Annotated in this window: 15 protein-coding genes and 1 riboswitch; all 15 genes read right to left on the reverse strand. The window is 49.4% G+C overall.

What is annotated here, in order from left to right; genetic code table 11:
- Nucleotides 1-340: 340 nt before the first annotated feature.
- On the reverse strand, nt 341-1,606 hold the full coding sequence (locus ACYCS5_RS12340; RefSeq protein WP_340886625.1) for an ABC transporter substrate-binding protein: 1,266 nt from the start codon (nt 1,604-1,606) through the stop codon (nt 341-343).
- A 15-nt stretch (nt 1,607-1,621) separates the two neighbouring features.
- On the reverse strand, nt 1,622-2,458 hold the full coding sequence (locus tag ACYCS5_RS12345; RefSeq protein WP_318627941.1) for a carbohydrate ABC transporter permease: 837 nt from the start codon (nt 2,456-2,458) through the stop codon (nt 1,622-1,624).
- Nucleotides 2,458-3,339 (reverse strand): carbohydrate ABC transporter permease, encoded by an 882-nt coding sequence (locus ACYCS5_RS12350; RefSeq protein WP_029518514.1) that lies wholly within the window; start codon nt 3,337-3,339, stop codon nt 2,458-2,460. Before ACYCS5_RS12350 ends, ACYCS5_RS12345 begins: the two co-directional genes overlap by 1 nt.
- 173 nt (nt 3,340-3,512) lie before the next feature.
- Nucleotides 3,513-4,763 (reverse strand): serine hydroxymethyltransferase, encoded by a 1,251-nt coding sequence (locus ACYCS5_RS12355; protein WP_459761126.1) that lies wholly within the window; start codon nt 4,761-4,763, stop codon nt 3,513-3,515.
- Between the two features lie 120 nt (nt 4,764-4,883).
- Nucleotides 4,884-5,471, reverse strand: a complete 588-nt coding sequence (locus ACYCS5_RS12360) for a TIGR01440 family protein (RefSeq protein ID WP_029518515.1) — start codon at nt 5,469-5,471, stop codon at nt 4,884-4,886.
- Between the two features lie 219 nt (nt 5,472-5,690).
- Nucleotides 5,691-5,772, reverse strand: a riboswitch (ZMP/ZTP riboswitch).
- Between the two features lie 78 nt (nt 5,773-5,850).
- Nucleotides 5,851-6,435, reverse strand: a complete 585-nt coding sequence (locus ACYCS5_RS12365; protein WP_029518516.1) for a low molecular weight protein arginine phosphatase — start codon at nt 6,433-6,435, stop codon at nt 5,851-5,853.
- 103 nt (nt 6,436-6,538) lie between these two features.
- Nucleotides 6,539-7,099 (reverse strand): manganese efflux pump MntP, encoded by a 561-nt coding sequence (locus ACYCS5_RS12370; RefSeq protein ID WP_029518517.1) that lies wholly within the window; start codon nt 7,097-7,099, stop codon nt 6,539-6,541.
- Nucleotides 7,100-7,241: 142 nt separating this feature from the next.
- Nucleotides 7,242-8,489, reverse strand: a complete 1,248-nt coding sequence (locus tag ACYCS5_RS12375; protein ID WP_340886628.1) for an L-threonylcarbamoyladenylate synthase — start codon at nt 8,487-8,489, stop codon at nt 7,242-7,244.
- A gap of 155 nt (nt 8,490-8,644) precedes the next feature.
- Nucleotides 8,645-9,337 (reverse strand): stage II sporulation protein R, encoded by a 693-nt coding sequence (gene spoIIR / locus ACYCS5_RS12380; protein ID WP_069010019.1) that lies wholly within the window; start codon nt 9,335-9,337, stop codon nt 8,645-8,647.
- 258 nt (nt 9,338-9,595) lie between these two features.
- Nucleotides 9,596-10,789, reverse strand: coding sequence for an FtsW/RodA/SpoVE family cell cycle protein (locus ACYCS5_RS12385; protein WP_029518520.1), 1,194 nt, complete (start codon nt 10,787-10,789; stop codon nt 9,596-9,598).
- Between the two features lie 75 nt (nt 10,790-10,864).
- Complete coding sequence (prmC, locus tag ACYCS5_RS12390) at nt 10,865-11,764, reverse strand: peptide chain release factor N(5)-glutamine methyltransferase (RefSeq protein ID WP_459761127.1); 900 nt, start codon at nt 11,762-11,764, stop codon at nt 10,865-10,867.
- 3 nt (nt 11,765-11,767) lie between these two features.
- Nucleotides 11,768-12,835, reverse strand: a complete 1,068-nt coding sequence (prfA, locus tag ACYCS5_RS12395) for a peptide chain release factor 1 (protein ID WP_013312344.1) — start codon at nt 12,833-12,835, stop codon at nt 11,768-11,770.
- Between the two features lie 271 nt (nt 12,836-13,106).
- A complete protein-coding gene (gene ychF / locus ACYCS5_RS12400; protein ID WP_013312345.1) occupies nt 13,107-14,207 on the reverse strand; it encodes a redox-regulated ATPase YchF in 1,101 nt (366 codons plus the stop codon).
- 133 nt (nt 14,208-14,340) lie between these two features.
- Nucleotides 14,341-14,832, reverse strand: coding sequence for a GNAT family N-acetyltransferase (locus ACYCS5_RS12405; protein WP_459761128.1), 492 nt, complete (start codon nt 14,830-14,832; stop codon nt 14,341-14,343).
- Nucleotides 14,829-15,929 (reverse strand): type 2 isopentenyl-diphosphate Delta-isomerase, encoded by a 1,101-nt coding sequence (gene fni / locus ACYCS5_RS12410; protein ID WP_459761129.1) that lies wholly within the window; start codon nt 15,927-15,929, stop codon nt 14,829-14,831. The genes ACYCS5_RS12405 and fni overlap by 4 nt, the downstream gene beginning before the upstream one ends.
- Between the last annotated feature and the right edge of the window lie 10 nt (nt 15,930-15,939).

Below are 15,939 nucleotides of genomic sequence, written 5' to 3' on the forward strand. Positions count from 1 at the left end.
TATTATCGTCACGTTCTTTCGCACCAGCATATCGAACTATCCTGAGTCAAAAGGATCTATGTAACCTATTTGTACAAACCAAATAAGCACAGATGCAATGCGTGCCTGTAAATCCTGTTTATTATAACATTCCCTTGATTGATTTAACACCTGCCACCGCAACCTTTTGTCAAGGGAAAGATATGACATGTAAAATACTTAATAGGACCGCTTTACGTGTGACTTTCGTCACATAAAACCACATCAAAAAGGCCCTGACGGCACTTGACCGTCAAAGCCTGCTGGCTTTAAACTTCCTGTCCATGCTATAGCCTTTGCTTCCTCATGCAGCGGTATTCTTTTATCTATACTTCAAATTGTCCCATGCCCCCTGAAATTGCTGAAGCATTTCATCCTTTGTGATAACCCCTGCAATATAGGCTTGCATACTGCTGCTTAAATCCTGATTCAGCCCCTTCGGAAAGCGTTGGAAGTTCCAACTCCATATCTTGCCTTCCCTCACATGCCGAGATATTTCTGCACCTAGATCGCCTGTCGTCTCGTCGCTGGACGTAATACTTTTGAAGGCGGGAACAAACTTAAATTCCTTGGTGATATAATGCTTGCCTGTTTCTGATGTGACCAACCAATTGAGAAATTCTTTTGCCTCCTGCTTCACAGGCGAATTTTTATTGACCACCCAGTTCGATGCCACTCCCACCGCGAGTCTACCTCCTGTGGAGGGATCATTGTCTATAGGCGCAGGCAGAATACCCAAATTCAAGTTAGGATTAATTCCATCTATTTGCGGTTGCGTCCAGTTCCCCTGGTGCATCATAGCAGCCTTACCTGTCGAAAACAGCGTCACTTGTGTATTGTAATCCGTCGTGAGCGGATTGCGGTTCCCATATTTTATAGTCAGGTCAAGCAACTTCACCCACTGATCGAACACCGGGTTACCGGGGATGCGAGCCGTTCCTTTGTTTAAATCCTCAACATAACTTTCCGGGTTCGGCTGTCTGGCAAACGGAATATTGATAAAATGGTTCCCCAGAACCCACCATTCCGCATACCCGTTAGCAAAAGGTATAATCCCTGCCGCTTTCAGTCGCTTGGCTGCTTCCTCCAGTTCATCTATCGTCTGAGGTAGTTTGGTTATGCCCGCTTTTTTGAACAAATCCTTGTTATAAACAAAACCAAATCCTTCTAGGTTCATAGGCTGTCCATAAATCTTACCGTTAACCGTCATCGGCTTACGAGCGAAATCGTCCAGATCCTTTACCCATGGCTGATCCGACAAATCCTCCAAGTACTCCAACCACGTATCGCGGTCCTGGTAGCCCTCATTTGTGAAAATGTCCGGCTGATCGCCTGATGCGAATTTAGCCTTCAACGAAGCACCGTAGTCCGTACCACCACCGACAGATTGGATATCCAACTTGATGCCAGGGTGCGCTTTTTCATATTCTGCCTTCAGCTTATTTAGCGGTTCCGAAATCTCTACTTTGAATTGATAAATGTGTATCGTTTTCGTTTCACTCTGTTGAGCCTTCGTATTTCCGCAACCTGCAAGTGTACATGCGAGCAGCACCATCAAGGAGATGACAAGTAACGCTGTTCTTTTCATCGGATATCCCTCCCTTCAGCCTTTGACCGCACCGGCTGCAATGCCAGAAACGATGTATTTTTGCATCACCAGAAAAAACACAACAATTGGCGTGATCCCCAACACCAGTGCTGGCAGTGCCAAGTCCCATTGCTTGGTGTATTGACCAAACAACATATAGGTTGCAATCGGAATGGTGCGCAGCTCAGGATCATTCAAAATGAGCGAAGGCAACAGATAGTCATTCCATATCCATAAGGTATTCAAAATAAGCACAGTTACGAACATAGGCAGCAGGAGTGGACAAACGATGCGAAAGAACACCCCGTACCGGGATGAACCGTCCACCCTTGCCGCCTGCTCGATCTCAATAGGTACCGTTTTAATAAAGCCATGAAAAAGAAAAACGGATAAAGGCGCCCCAAAACCCAGATAACATAGGATCAGTCCTGGTATACTATTGTTTAAGCTCAATACGTTGGACACTTCCATAAGCGGCAACATAATCGATTGAAAGGGAACTACCATTGCTGCCACAAGTAAACCGAATAAAAACCGATTAAAAGGAGTGTCATGCCGAACCATCTGGTAAGCGGCCATCGAGCTGATGAGCAGCAAAAGCGCATTACTGACGATCGTGACAATCAGTGAATTCCCCAGTGCTGTGGGAAAGTTTATTTTATTCCAGGCGTTAGCATAGTTTTCAAAACGGAAGGTTGTCGGCCACGAAGCGGAATGGGCCAAAATGTCACCAAAGGATTTAACGGAGTTTACGAGCAAAAAATAGAATGGAACCAGAAAAATTAACCCGATCACAATAAGCAATATTTCAGCAACCCATGTGCCCAAACGGTAGTTTGACGTTTTTTCCATTACATTTCGACCTCCTTTTTCTTCGTGAGACGCACCTGAATGCTGGTAATGATCGCAACGACCACGAAGAAAATCATAGCCTTGGCAGTTCCCAATCCAAGTCGATTATTTGTAAACGCTTCATTATATATGTCCAACGCTACAGACTCTGTCGACTTGAAAGGTCCCCCCTTGGTGAGAGCCAAATTCAATTCAAATACTTTAAAGGACCAGGATATCGCTAGGAACAAGCAGACGGTCACCGCTGGCATAATAAGTGGCACTACAATATGACGCAAAATCTGTCTTCGGCCCGCGCCGTCAATTTGAGCCGATTCAATCAGGGCAGACGGGACATTATTTAACGAAGATATGTAAATAACCATGAGATAACCTGCATATTGCCATACAAACACAATGACAGTTCCCCAAAAAGCAGTTGGCCCATCACCCAGCCACGGCAGTTTAAAAAAGGAAAGCCCTGTTGCCTCCCCTACCGCAGAAAAGCCGCGTACAAATATAAATTGCCAGATGAAGCCGAGCAGCAAGCCGCCAATCATATTGGGCATAAAAAATACAGTTCGCAGTGCATTACGGGTACGCAACGGTTTGGTAAGTGCATAGGCTAGGAAAAAGCCAATCAGGTTCGTCAGAATGACACCACATACGGTAAACCGAACTGTAAACCAGAACGCATTACGGAAATCTGGATCATCCCTAAATATATGAACGTAATTCCCTAGCCCGAGCCATCGGATATTTTCAGATACTCCATCCCAGTTCGTCATGGAATAATACAGCCCCAGCAGGAACGGAATGACCATAATCAAGACGAAAAACAACGCCATCGGTCCCACAAATACGAGCTGCTGCAATAATTGCGCGGATTTTCTTTGACTCAATGTAATCACTCCTTTGTCGTAGATATAAAGGAAAGCGCGCATAAACCTTTACTGTAATCGCTTATTACCCAAAAATGTAAGTTTCGAGTCGTTTGGAAGCAAAAAAAGGCTGTTCTCCTCCGGCTTACGGAAGGAAAACAGCCTATAATATAAAGATTATGATTGTCGATGAATTAGTATTGAGTTCCTGGATAAATCGGGAACTTATCTGTTAACTCGCCAACCGCTTGGCTTGCTTTGGACAATACAGTATCATCTTTCGGGTTTTTAAGGGTTTCAGCAATGATTTTACCGATTTTGACCATAGCCTCTTCATCCATCCCACGAGATGTTGCAGCAGGTGTACCAATACGAATCCCGCTTGTTACGAATGGACTGGTCGGATCAAAAGGAATCGCATTTTTATTGACCGTGATGCCCACGGAATCCAATACATGCTCCGCTTCTTTACCTGTGATATTCAAATTGCGCGTATCCAACAGCATCAGATGGTTATCCGTACCACCGGATACAATGTTAATCCCCTCAGCCAACAGTGTTTCAGCCAGCACCTGTGCGTTGCGGACTACATTTTGCGCATAGTTTTTGAACGATGGCTGGAGCGCTTCACCCAAAGCAACCGCTTTGGACGCGATTACATGCATCAGTGGTCCCCCTTGAGTACCAGGGAAAATAGCTTTATCAATCGCTTGCGCCCATGCTTTGCGAGTCAGAATCAGACCCCCACGCGGACCACGCAGCGTTTTGTGTGTCGTTGTTGTTACAAATTGGGCATGCGGAACTGGACTTGGGTGAATTCCCGCTGCTACAAGGCCTGCGATATGTGCCATATCCACCATAAACAGAGCACCTACATCATTGGCAATGGAAGCAAAGGCTTCAAAATCAATAGTACGCGGATATGCACTCGCGCCAGCTACAATCAGACGAGGGCGGTGCTTGAAGGCTGCCTTGCGCACTTCATCGTAGTCGATGCGGAAGTTGTCTTCGCGGACACCATAGGCAGCAAAGTTATACAACAAGCCGGAAGCGTTAACCGGGCTTCCGTGTGTTAAATGGCCACCATGCGCCAGATTCATACCCAGTACAGTATCTCCAGGTTTGAGAGCTGCCAGATACACTGCCATGTTGGCTTGTGCTCCAGAGTGAGGCTGCACGTTAGCATGCTCAGCGCCGAACAGTTCTTTTGCGCGGTCACGTGCGATGTCTTCAACGATATCTACATGCTCACAGCCACCATAGTAGCGTTTGTTTGGGTAACCTTCAGCATATTTATTCGTCAGCACGGAGCCCATGGCTTCCATTACTGCTTCACTGACAATGTTCTCGGATGCGATTAGCTCGATATTGTGGCGTTGTCGTTTCAGTTCAAGTCCCATTGCTTCCATCACTGCTGGGTCACTTTTACGCAGGTGTTCCATCATGATTGATTACTCCCTCTCCATAGTCAATTGTTGGGTATACAAGCTAACGCCTGCTCCTCTGTTGGGTACCTCATCATCATTGCAAAAACGATTAGTACAAACATGCCGCCATGCCAAATGCTAATCGCAGTTTCCGCCGACTTCTTGCTCCAGACTGTACACCGCCCGTTGTCCGCCAATAAGTGGAGGACGGGTGAACGCCGCTGTCACACGTGCTTCGCCAATCCAGCGAAGGCTTGGGCGAAACGGAACAGCAATCGGTCGCAGATGCATGCCAATCAGCGTTTCGCCGATGTCTATCCCGGCATGAGCCTGCACGTTCGCCGCCAAACACGCGTCGCTCATAGAACGATAGGCGACGGTAGCCATAGAGCCTCCTGCTGTACGAACAGGAACAGCCGCAACCTCCATCAGTCCCAGTCGCTCCAGTACAGCACGTTCAACGACCAACGCTCGGTTCAAATGCTCACAGCATTGAAACGCTACATCAAAGCCATACTGCCTGCGAACGGACTCTACTCCAGATAACAGTTGTTGAGCCACATCGAGCGCTCCCGCCGTGCCAATTCGACTTCCAGCCACTTCACTTGTGCTAACGCCGATAACCAGCAGGCGACCAGCCCTGAGACTGGCTGCTTCTGCGATTTCCCGCACAACAGAAGTGGTCTGTGCTTCTAGCGAAATCTCATGATCCAATTGTCCCACCATTGGAACCTCCTTTGGTTGAACAGTCTCTCAGAGACTAGGCACGGTCTCATGCCCCAAGTTCAACACACTCTCTCCTGATCACAATCTCACTATATTATAGCCGATGTTTCAGATTTCGAGCAGAAAAAATGGAAGAACCTTTGAAGGAATCAACCCTCAGCTAAACATCTGGCATAACTTGTATATGAAAAAAGAGCAGTCCACACCTATGTGGAATTGCTCTTTTGCCCAGGCGACCGGCCGTATATCCGATGCTCCATCGTGGTTAATCCCACTTTTGTCGCCAGTTACATCGGATTCTCATTTTTCCACCTTATCTTAACGGATTAACCATCGAAAATCAACAGATTCCGTACAAAATAGATGAGTAAGAGCGATTTTATTCGGAAGAGGCCTTTAGCTTGTCCAGCAGCTTATGCAGCGCCGTGCGGATTTCCGCAGCTGTGACATCGTAGTCTTCTCGCGAACCGCCAAACGGATCTGAAATATCAAAGCCCGGAATCCGTTGGTGTAATTCAATCATTCGTTCACGCTCCTGCGCCGATAGCTCTTGTCCGAGTGAAGCCATCAACTGCTGTGAAGCATATAAACCGTCCAACTCCTGTACATCATTCAACACCGCATCCCGGTTCTCCACATATTCCTTAAGCGTAAATACTTTGCCCGCCGTTTGGGGAAAGCGCTGAATTACGTGCTGTTTATGTCCTTGCGTCAAGGTTAAGATCAGATGTGCCCACCCGGCAAGCCCGTCGCTCAAAGGGGTTGAGGTGATCTGATCGGATATATCGTGATCACGTAGAACCGCCTCTGCATGTCGGGATATCGGCGTGCCTTCCATCGCTGCCACTCCCGCAGAACGCACTTCCAGTTCTAGTCCATGCTCAGCAGCCAACTTACGCAGCATCCCTTCAGCCATTGGACTGCGACAGGTATTCCCTGTGCATACAAATAAGATATTCTTCAACGTTTTCACCCCCCGTATGTTAAAAAATATATAAACAGAGGATTACTATAATCCTAATCCCTTACTTTAACCCTGCACTTATTTTACACTGTCTGCGCTAAAATCAAAACATAAACATAAAGCCGAATGCCAGCAAAATGGCACCGCCCACTGCTTCCCCGTAATCTCCTAGATTGCGGCTGACCTTGCGACCCAGCAGTAGGCCCAACATCGCCATTGCTCCCCCGCAAAAACCAAATGCCAGAACAGACAGCACCAGATCACTCTGGAACATCCCCAGTGACACTCCTACAGAAAATGAATCCACGCTCACCCCAAGTGCAAACAGCAAAAGACCTAAAGGCGAACGATGATCCAATACCTGTACGCCGTCCCCTTTGAAGGAATTATACACCATATGCCCGCCTAAAAGGATGAGTAGCCCCCCTGCGAAGTAGGTCGTCACATGACCTAATAAAGAACTCATATAATGGCCCGTGAAAATTCCCAGCAATGGCATCAGAATGTGAAAAAAGCCAATAACAGTGCTGATGCGCAGCACGTCTCGCAGGCGTATCCCCTTCATGCCGATCCCTACGCCCAGCGATAACGCATCCATTCCTAGCGCTACCGCCATGATCAGAATCGTTACAACCTGCCCGGCATGGGCAGAGGCTGCCAGCATACTCCATCCCTCCATTATCCGTCTGTTCTTGTACACGTTATGCGGACAAGGGGCAAATCAGTACAAGCATGCACTGAAAGTACCCCATACCGAGAAGAGGAGGGAGGAAAATTTAATATAAGAGGCTCTGATTCGACAGAAGCTACAGGCGGACGATTCGGTGACCTGCCGCTTTAAGCAGGCGGTTCATAACGGCGTCGCCCAATCCTTTCGGCGGACAGGATTCCGCCAAAATGTAGGTGACGCCGTCCTCGTCGCAGCGGCGCAGCACGCCGTATAGGCGCTGCGCTGCCTCATGGAGCGCGTCCAGCTTGCCTAGCGTGTAGACGCGTTCTCCGGCGTAGCCGGCGGTATGCTCGTCGAACGCGAGCACTGCTGTGCGCTCTCCGCTGGCGGAAGCCTCCGCCAGCGCGGCGCGAATCCAGCCCGTCACCTCAACGGACGACGGGCCTTGTACCACGCTCAAGCGGCCTCGCGGCGCGTAGTGTGTGTACTTCATGCCCGGCGAGCGCGGCGCCGGGCTGTCCGCGTCTTCCCCGGGCGTAGCGGCCAGCGCCGGGTCCAGCACGACGGCGCGAGCAACTGCAGCGAGCTGCTCAGCCGTCACGCCGCCGGGGCGCAGGATGGTGACCGTTCCGTCGTCAGCCGCCTGCACCACCGTGGACTCCAGCCCCACACCTGTGGGGCCTCCGTCTAAAATGCCGCCGATGCGGCCCTCCAGATCCTCCCGCACATGCTGTGCAAGAGTGGGACTGGGTCTTCCCGAACGATTGGCGCTTGGCGCAGCCAACGGACAACCCGCTTCAGCGATCAAGCGCAGCGCTATCGGATGATCTGGCATGCGCACACCAACCGTGTCCAGCCCGGCCGTTACACGCGATGACAGTGCCTGCGGTACCACTGGCAATACGAGAGTCAGCGGTCCCGGCCAGAACATATTCATCAGCGCCCGGGCTGTATCGTTTATTTCTGCTACCATACCCTCTAATTGATCAGCATCAGAAACATGTACAATGAGCGGGTTATCGGAAGGGCGTCCTTTGGCAGCGAATACCGCCTCCACCGCTTTTGTACTACGAGCATCGGCTCCCAGTCCGTACACGGTCTCTGTAGGAAAGGCTACCGTCTCTCCAGCTTGGAGGAGTACAGCAGCCTCGCGTATGCCTTTTTCCGCCGCGATCCGAGTCTGTTCAGCCGAAGTTTCGTCAGAAACACCCCCGTCAGTGTTGTTCACAGGAACCAAACATCTTACATCCCACCATTGGGTATGGGAAGACTTCAATGCCTGCTTCAGCTCGCAATTCCCCTGTTCGTCCAGCTTTTGCTCCGATTTTTCCTTTTGCACAAAATCTCCGCGCAAGTCTTGCATTTGATTCAATTTATCGCTCATATCAGATCATCCCATATCTTATTGTCGTATACAGGCCAGTGATTTCGCTTGATCCTATAAGGCTACTTTGAAAGATCAGTTTATTTGGCTCTGCCATGTGTATATCTATCGTAAGCTCCATTATAGCATATGGGGAAACTTACACTCCTCAACGTTTAGGCAAACAAGCCACTCACCCAGCTGCACAGTCCCGCAAGTGCATCCCACAGAAAAAAACGCACTTCCGGCTCCTTGTCAGTGGTATTCGTCCGACTATCTCCATGATCCGTTTTTGCTGATACCGTTTGTGCCGCTGCTTCCCCACTGCCTGCATCAATAAAGCACAGCGGAGGAAACAGCACGCACCACCAATTTTGACCTTTTCCTTGCCCCAGCGTAACCCGTAGCGCTTCATAATTCCCTGCCGGGTAGACAAGACCACCGTACATTTTCGTCGGGAAAGGTACGCTCGCCAGTTCCACCTGATGATCATACGCAATGCCGCGACGAGCCAGTTCCGTACCTACCAAACGGTCAATTTCAGGTAAATGAGCATCAATCAATGATCTGGCTTGGTCTAAGCTTTGCGGGTTTTCCAACTCACTCACCCAAGCATTCATCTGCTGCACAATAGCGTCCCGTATTTCGCGTTTAACTAGCTGATCCTCCGGGCGATCCGAGTTGGCCAAAATACGCAGTCGAATGGAGTCGTGTGGAATCACCTCCAGCCCTGTTGTAGTCACTCCTGATGCTAAGGCTCCTCTTGTTCCCATGGTCATAGCAGCATCCGTCTTTTGACCTTCCCAAGACATCATTAATATCGAAATACAAAATAGTATCATTGCAGCTTGCTTTACCCAACTTCTCATCTTCGTCCCCCCAAACCCAAACTCTATCATGTCTATCAGTTTGTCCGGTTTGGGAGAGTCTAAACCTATAAGTCTTGTAAAATATTCATAACCACTTTACAGATTTTCTTCAATACACCCTCGAATCATGCTACACCAAGCTTCAGACCCTCGCCGAGGAATATAAAAAAGCCCAGATTTCACAATCTGGACTCTCGCGTTGCACCGTTTCAACTCACACACAAATACCAATCAGTATCTAGCCACAATCCAACTGTACTAGGCTTTTTTCGCCTTCGTCAAGTTCAATCTGGAAGGCTGTGGCAGATCATCCTCCAGCTCTTGGCCGTGCACCTTAATGCTCATAACCAAGCCGATACTAGCCATGTTAATAAGCAACGAGGTACCACCATAACTTATGAACGGGAGCGTAATCCCCGTAAGCGGCATAATGCCCAGAAACGCACCAATATTCTCAAAAATCTGGTACAGTAACATGGACACAATCCCGACAATAATATACGGTCCGGCGCGATCCCGGCATTCCAGCGAAATCAGGATCATTCGGTGAATCAAAATAAAATATAACAATAACAGCACTGAAGAGCCTACAAAGCCAAATTCCTCCGCTACGACCACAAAAATAGAATCCGCATACGTATAAGGAACACGCCCGGACTGTACCGAGGTTCCTTGCAAAAAGCCCTTGCCCATCATCCCGCCAGAGGCTATCGCCAGCTTGGCATTTTTGGTATGATAAGACGCCTTCGCGGTTGCCTCTTCCGGTACCAACCAAGGGTCCAACCGCTCAACCCAGTGACTACGGCCAATCCCCTTCATAAAGGAATCAATCTCATCGTGAAACGAAATATAAGCTTTGATCCCGCCGCCAACGGCGACTGCAAATACGATGAATCCGATTAACGCATGGGATGCCTTCACATTACCAATCCATAGCATACCAATGACGATGACAATGTAACCGAGCGCATTACCCAAGTCATTTTGTGCCATAACCATGGCAAACGGGACAAAGCTCACCAGAGCCACTGGAAGAACATCCTGAATGAAATACAGCCTGCTCTTGCGCTTTTTGATCAGCATATAAGTCAGAAAAATGATAAGAACCAGCTTGAATACCTCGGCAGGCTGAAGATTCAAGCCACCAATTTTCAGAAAGCCCTGAGAGTTGTTAACCGTCCCACCAAAAAATCCGAGACCCAACAGGAATATTCCGCCTCCATATACGTACAGGGCTTTTTTAATGAATATCCGAAAATCGACCATCGCTAAACCCAAGATCGCCACAAAACCCAATATATAATACCCGATCATCTTTTGATAGTCGTTGCCGTGCTCTGCCAAGTTCGTAGGGCCCCTACCTGCGCTGTATACCGTTATGATACTAATCGCCATGAGCAAAACCAGAATAAAGATAACCGGACCGTCAATTTTTTTCAATTTCTGAAGCATGATTTCCCCCTGAGCCGTTTCTCGGTCATACTCCTCTTATTCTAAAGGAAAGACTCGCAAAAAGAAAATGCACCACTACTCCGAGACGCCTAGGACATGTCGTTCAATCCCTGCAAGGTCAGGAACGATTATAATGTTCTTCCAATGACCTGCCTGTTCCAGCAGGCCAGCCACGTCTCTGGCCTGTCCCATCCCCAGCTCAAACCCGATTAGCCGGGGCGGAGCCTGAAGGAGTCCGAGCTGCTCCAGCATTGCCCGATACGGGCCGAGCCCGTCAGGACCACCATCTAACGCCATCCGTGGCTCGTGGTCGCGGACCTCCGGCTGTAGGCCAGCGATGTCAGCAGCCGGGATGTACGGCGGGTTGGACACGAGAATGTCCACCGTCGTTCCCGCAAATGGCGCCAGCAGATCGCCCTCGCGGAATTCTACGGCTGCGCCGTTCGCAGCAGCGTTATAAGCCGCTACTTTTAACGCGGCAGCCGAAATATCCCCTGCCGCTACGCGCCAGCTCGGTCGCTCAGCCGCCAGCGTCACGGCAATCGCACCGCTGCCCGCGCCGATGTCGAGCGCCTGAGGAGCACCGCTTGGCCACAGCCGATCGCCGTGCAGGAGTATCGCCTCGACGAGCAGTTCTGTCTCGGGGCGCGGAATCAGCACCGACGGCGAAACCGCGAACGGGCGTCCATAAAATTCCTGCCGTCCGATAATATACTGCGCCGGTTCACCCGCAGCTTTGCGGGCTATGATCCGTTCCCACGCCTCCTTGGCGGTGGAAGGGAACGGATCACCCAGAGCGGCGTAAAACGCCGTACCTTCCAATCCGAGCACATGCTCCAGCAACAAACGGGCATTATGCTGGGGCTCCAGAACGCCACAGCTTCCTAAAAAAGAAGAAGCCTCAACCAAGGCTTCTCTGACACTCATGTTTCGTTCCGTCGACATCCGATACACACAATCGCGCTCGTTCCCCAAAACTTAAACCTCTTGTTCCATCAAATCAGCCTGCTCTGCAATCGTGAGCGCCGATACGATTTCTTCGATCTCCCCGTTCATCACCTGGTCCAGCTTATGCATAGTTAGTCCAATACGATGATCCGTTACACGGCTTTGCGGGAAGTTGTAGGTACGGATACGCTCACTGCGGTCCCCGGTACCTACTTTGCTCTTACGCTCGCCTGCATATTTGGCTTCCTCTTCCTGACGCAACATATCCGAAATACGGGCACGCAAAACTTGCAGCGCCTTCTCCTTATTGGAGTTCTGGGATTTTCCGTCCTGACAGGTTGCCATAATACCTGTTGGCATATGCGTTACACGCACCGCCGACTTGGTCGTATTAACGGATTGTCCGCCCGCACCGCTGGAACAGAACGTATCCACGCGAATATCCTTGTCGGAAATTTCAATATCCACTTCTTCTGCCTCAGGCATAACGGATACTGTAGATGTCGATGTATGAATACGTCCACCTGATTCCGTCGTCGGAATCCGCTGGACGCGGTGTGCGCCGCTTTCGAATTTCATTTTGCTGTATGCACCGCGGCCGTTAATCATGAAAATAACCTCTTTAAAGCCCCCGAGATCATTCATGTTCGCGTCCATCAGCTCTACACGCCAGCCTTGGGTATCGGCATAACGGGTATACATCCGGTACAAATCAGCTGCGAATAGTGCCGCTTCGTCACCACCCGCTGCCCCACGAATCTCAATAATAACGTTCTTATCATCATTCGGGTCCTTCGGCAGCAGCAAAATACGGATTTTTTCATCCAGCTCCCGCTTACGAACACTCAGTTCTTCAATCTCCATTTTGACCATTTCACGCATCTCGTCGTCCAGCTTTTCACCCTGCATGGTTTTTGCAGCTTCCAGCTCTTCAACGACATTTTTATATTCGGTATATGCTTCATAAGCAGGCTGTAAATCAGACTGTTCTTTGGAATAATCTCTAAGTTTTTTGCTATCGTTCGCTACATCCGGATCGCAGAGCAGTTCGCTCAGTTTATCGTAGCGGTCCGCCAATGATTGCAATCGGTCCAACAAGCGATTCACCTCTTCAGTTAAATTAATATGAAGCCAGCTTCAATTTCACTGGCTACAGCTCTTTATTATACCAACTAATTCATGAATTAGCTACAAGAAATACTGACTAATTTAGGATTTTGCAAAAATCCACACGACATGTAATTCAATAAAAAAAGTCGCCGCCTAATATAGGCAGCGACCGCATTATCTAGCACATTTTAGAACACACATACTTGAGACATCGTCTTTTATATATCCGAATCGAGTATTGTACTCTAGAAATTTTATATTAAACATTAAAACGGAAATGCATAACGTCTCCGTCCTGCACTACATATTCCTTACCTTCCAGACGAAGCTGCCCCCGTTCCTTGGCCCCGTTCATCGAACCAGCAGCGACTAAATCGTTGTAGGATACAACCTCGGCACGAATAAATCCGCGTTCAAAATCCGTATGAATTACGCCCGCAGCACCCGGTGCCTTCGTTCCTTTGTGAATCGTCCAAGCGCGTACTTCCTGCACACCTGCTGTGAAATACGTATACAGGCCCAACAAGCGGTATGCTGCTTTAATCAAACGGTTCAATCCGGATTCAGCCAATCCCAGCTCCTCGAGGAACATCGCCTTGTCTTCGCCTTCCAGCTCAGCAATTTCAGATTCTACCTTGGCGCTAATCGGCACCACTTCTGCATTTTCAGCCACGGCAAAATCGCGTACCTTTTGCACATATGGATTGCTGTCGGCTTCCGTTACGCCATCTTCGCTAACATTAGCGGCATAGAGTACAGGCTTCATCGTCAGCAAATGAAGATCGCGTACAATCAGCCGTTCTTCATCCGACAATTCTAAGCTACGCGCAGGTTTATCAGCATATAGCGTTTCTTTGATCCGCTCCAACACTTCAACTTCTTGGGTGTACTGCTTGTTGCCACCCTTCATGTTTTTGCGGGAACGTTCAATACGCTTGTCTACGCTTTCGATATCCGCCAGAATCAGTTCCAAATTAATGGTCTGAATGTCGCTGATCGGGTCAATTTTGCCGTCTACATGGGTAATGTTCTCATCTTCAAAGCAACGTACCACATGTACAATCGCATCCACTTCACGAATATGAGCCAGAAACTTGTTACCCAGACCCTCGCCCTTGCTCGCACCGCGCACAAGTCCTGCAATATCAACAAATTCAAAAGCCGTTGGCACCGTTTTATTCGGCACAACCAGTTCGGTCAACTTATCCAACCGCTCGTCCGGTACTTCAACGACGCCTACATTGGGGTCAATCGTACAAAATGGATAGTTTGCGGATTCCGCACCCGCCTGCGTTATTGCGTTAAAAAGTGTTGATTTGCCCACGTTCGGCAAGCCCACAATCCCCGCTTTTAAAGCCATAATCAGAACAACTCCCGTTTATATAAAATATGCGTTATGCCATCCGTTAGTTTACCAACCCACATTATATATGAGAACCTATACACGCGGCAAGCATACGGTTATGGAATTCAGGATTTTACTATATCCCTATTTAGATTTCTTTGCTCATCTGGATATCTGTAATCCGATAGCCCGACTTGCGATATACATGCAAAGCTCGCTCATTATGCCCAAATACATGCAACCCGATGCGGACAGCTCCCAGCCTGCGAGCCTCCTGTTCCAAAGCCTCCATCGCCATCGTACCTAGACCCCTCCCCTGATATGAATCGTATACAAGGATATCCAGTAGAAAAGCTCCTTTTCCTTGCACGCCGTCCGTAATATTGAACCAGATGTAGCCAGCTTCCTCCTGACTCTGCCCCCCGTCATCGGAAAACATCAACATATACAGGTGAGCATGAGGTGTGTCTAGTCTCTGTGGCAGGTATCGAGCAAAACTTTCTGCCGCTCGCTCTGGTGCTTCTTCAACCGTCCATGTACCTGCTTGGATTTTCTCATCCGCATAGTCGGCAAGCGAGCGTTGTTCAAATCGATCATATTGCTCCGCATTCATCGGAACCAATGTAATAAGTCCGCTCATCCATTTACCTTCTTTCTTAGTCGAGTCGTATCTTTGAGCCCTTCTATTCCATCTACCCCAATGCCAAACATGACCGTGCGGAGTTCCAGTTCGACCTGCTCCAAACGTGCCTCCAGCGCTTCACTAGAGGCAACCGCAGAACCGAGCAAAGAACGCCCGAAGCCTGCCATGTCAGCTCCCAAAGCAAGCACCTTCGCTGCATTGACACCGTCTCTCAGTCCACCGCTGCCGATCAGAGCACCATGTGGCTGAGCGGCTCTGACTTCCACGATACAATCAGCGGTCGAATTGCCCCAGTCCGCAAACGCCTCCGCCGCCGCGCGACGCACAGGATCAGGGTTACGAAATTTCTCCACTTGGCTCCAGCTTGTCCCGCCTGCACCAGCGACATCAATAAAGGCTGCACCCGCATCATACAGTCTTGATGCCGTCTCGCCATCTATGCCCCAACCTACTTCCTTCACTCCTACAGGCACTGAAAGCTGACGACACAACTCCTCGATACGATTAAGCAGGCCGCTAAAATCCAAATTCCCTTCGGGTTGGAAAATCTCCTGCAATCCGTTCAAATGCAGCACCAACATATCTGCTCCGGCAATGTCTACTGCACGGCGACAATCGTCCACGCCAAATCCGTAGTTCAGCTGCACCGCACCCAGATTAGCAAGGATCGGGATACTGGGTGCCAGACGGCGGACTGCAAAGGTTGGAGCCAATTCTTCCCTTTCCACCGCAGCCCGTACCGAGCCGATGCCCAATGCCCAGCCGCGTCTCTCCGCTGTCTCTGCTAATCGCTCATTAATCGCTCCTGTCTCGGCGCTGCCGCCTGTCATGGAGCTAATAAGCAGCGGTGTTCGTACAGCCTGTCCTAAAAAAGTAGTATCCAGGCGAACCTCGTCAAAATGCAACTCCGGCAGAGCGCAGTGCTTAAAGACATACCGCTCCAGCCCGCTGGTGATACCTTGTCCGGCCACATCTTCTTGCAAACAAAGGCGGACGTGCTCAATCTTCCGTTCGCCTGTCCGCGCGGCAGGCAACAAAGAGCCGGATCTGTTAAAGCCGTCAGGTGCTCCTTTTTTATTCTCTGTACTACCCATCTATGTTCCA

The sequence above is a fragment of the Paenibacillus sp. SEL3 genome (assembly GCF_054602585.1).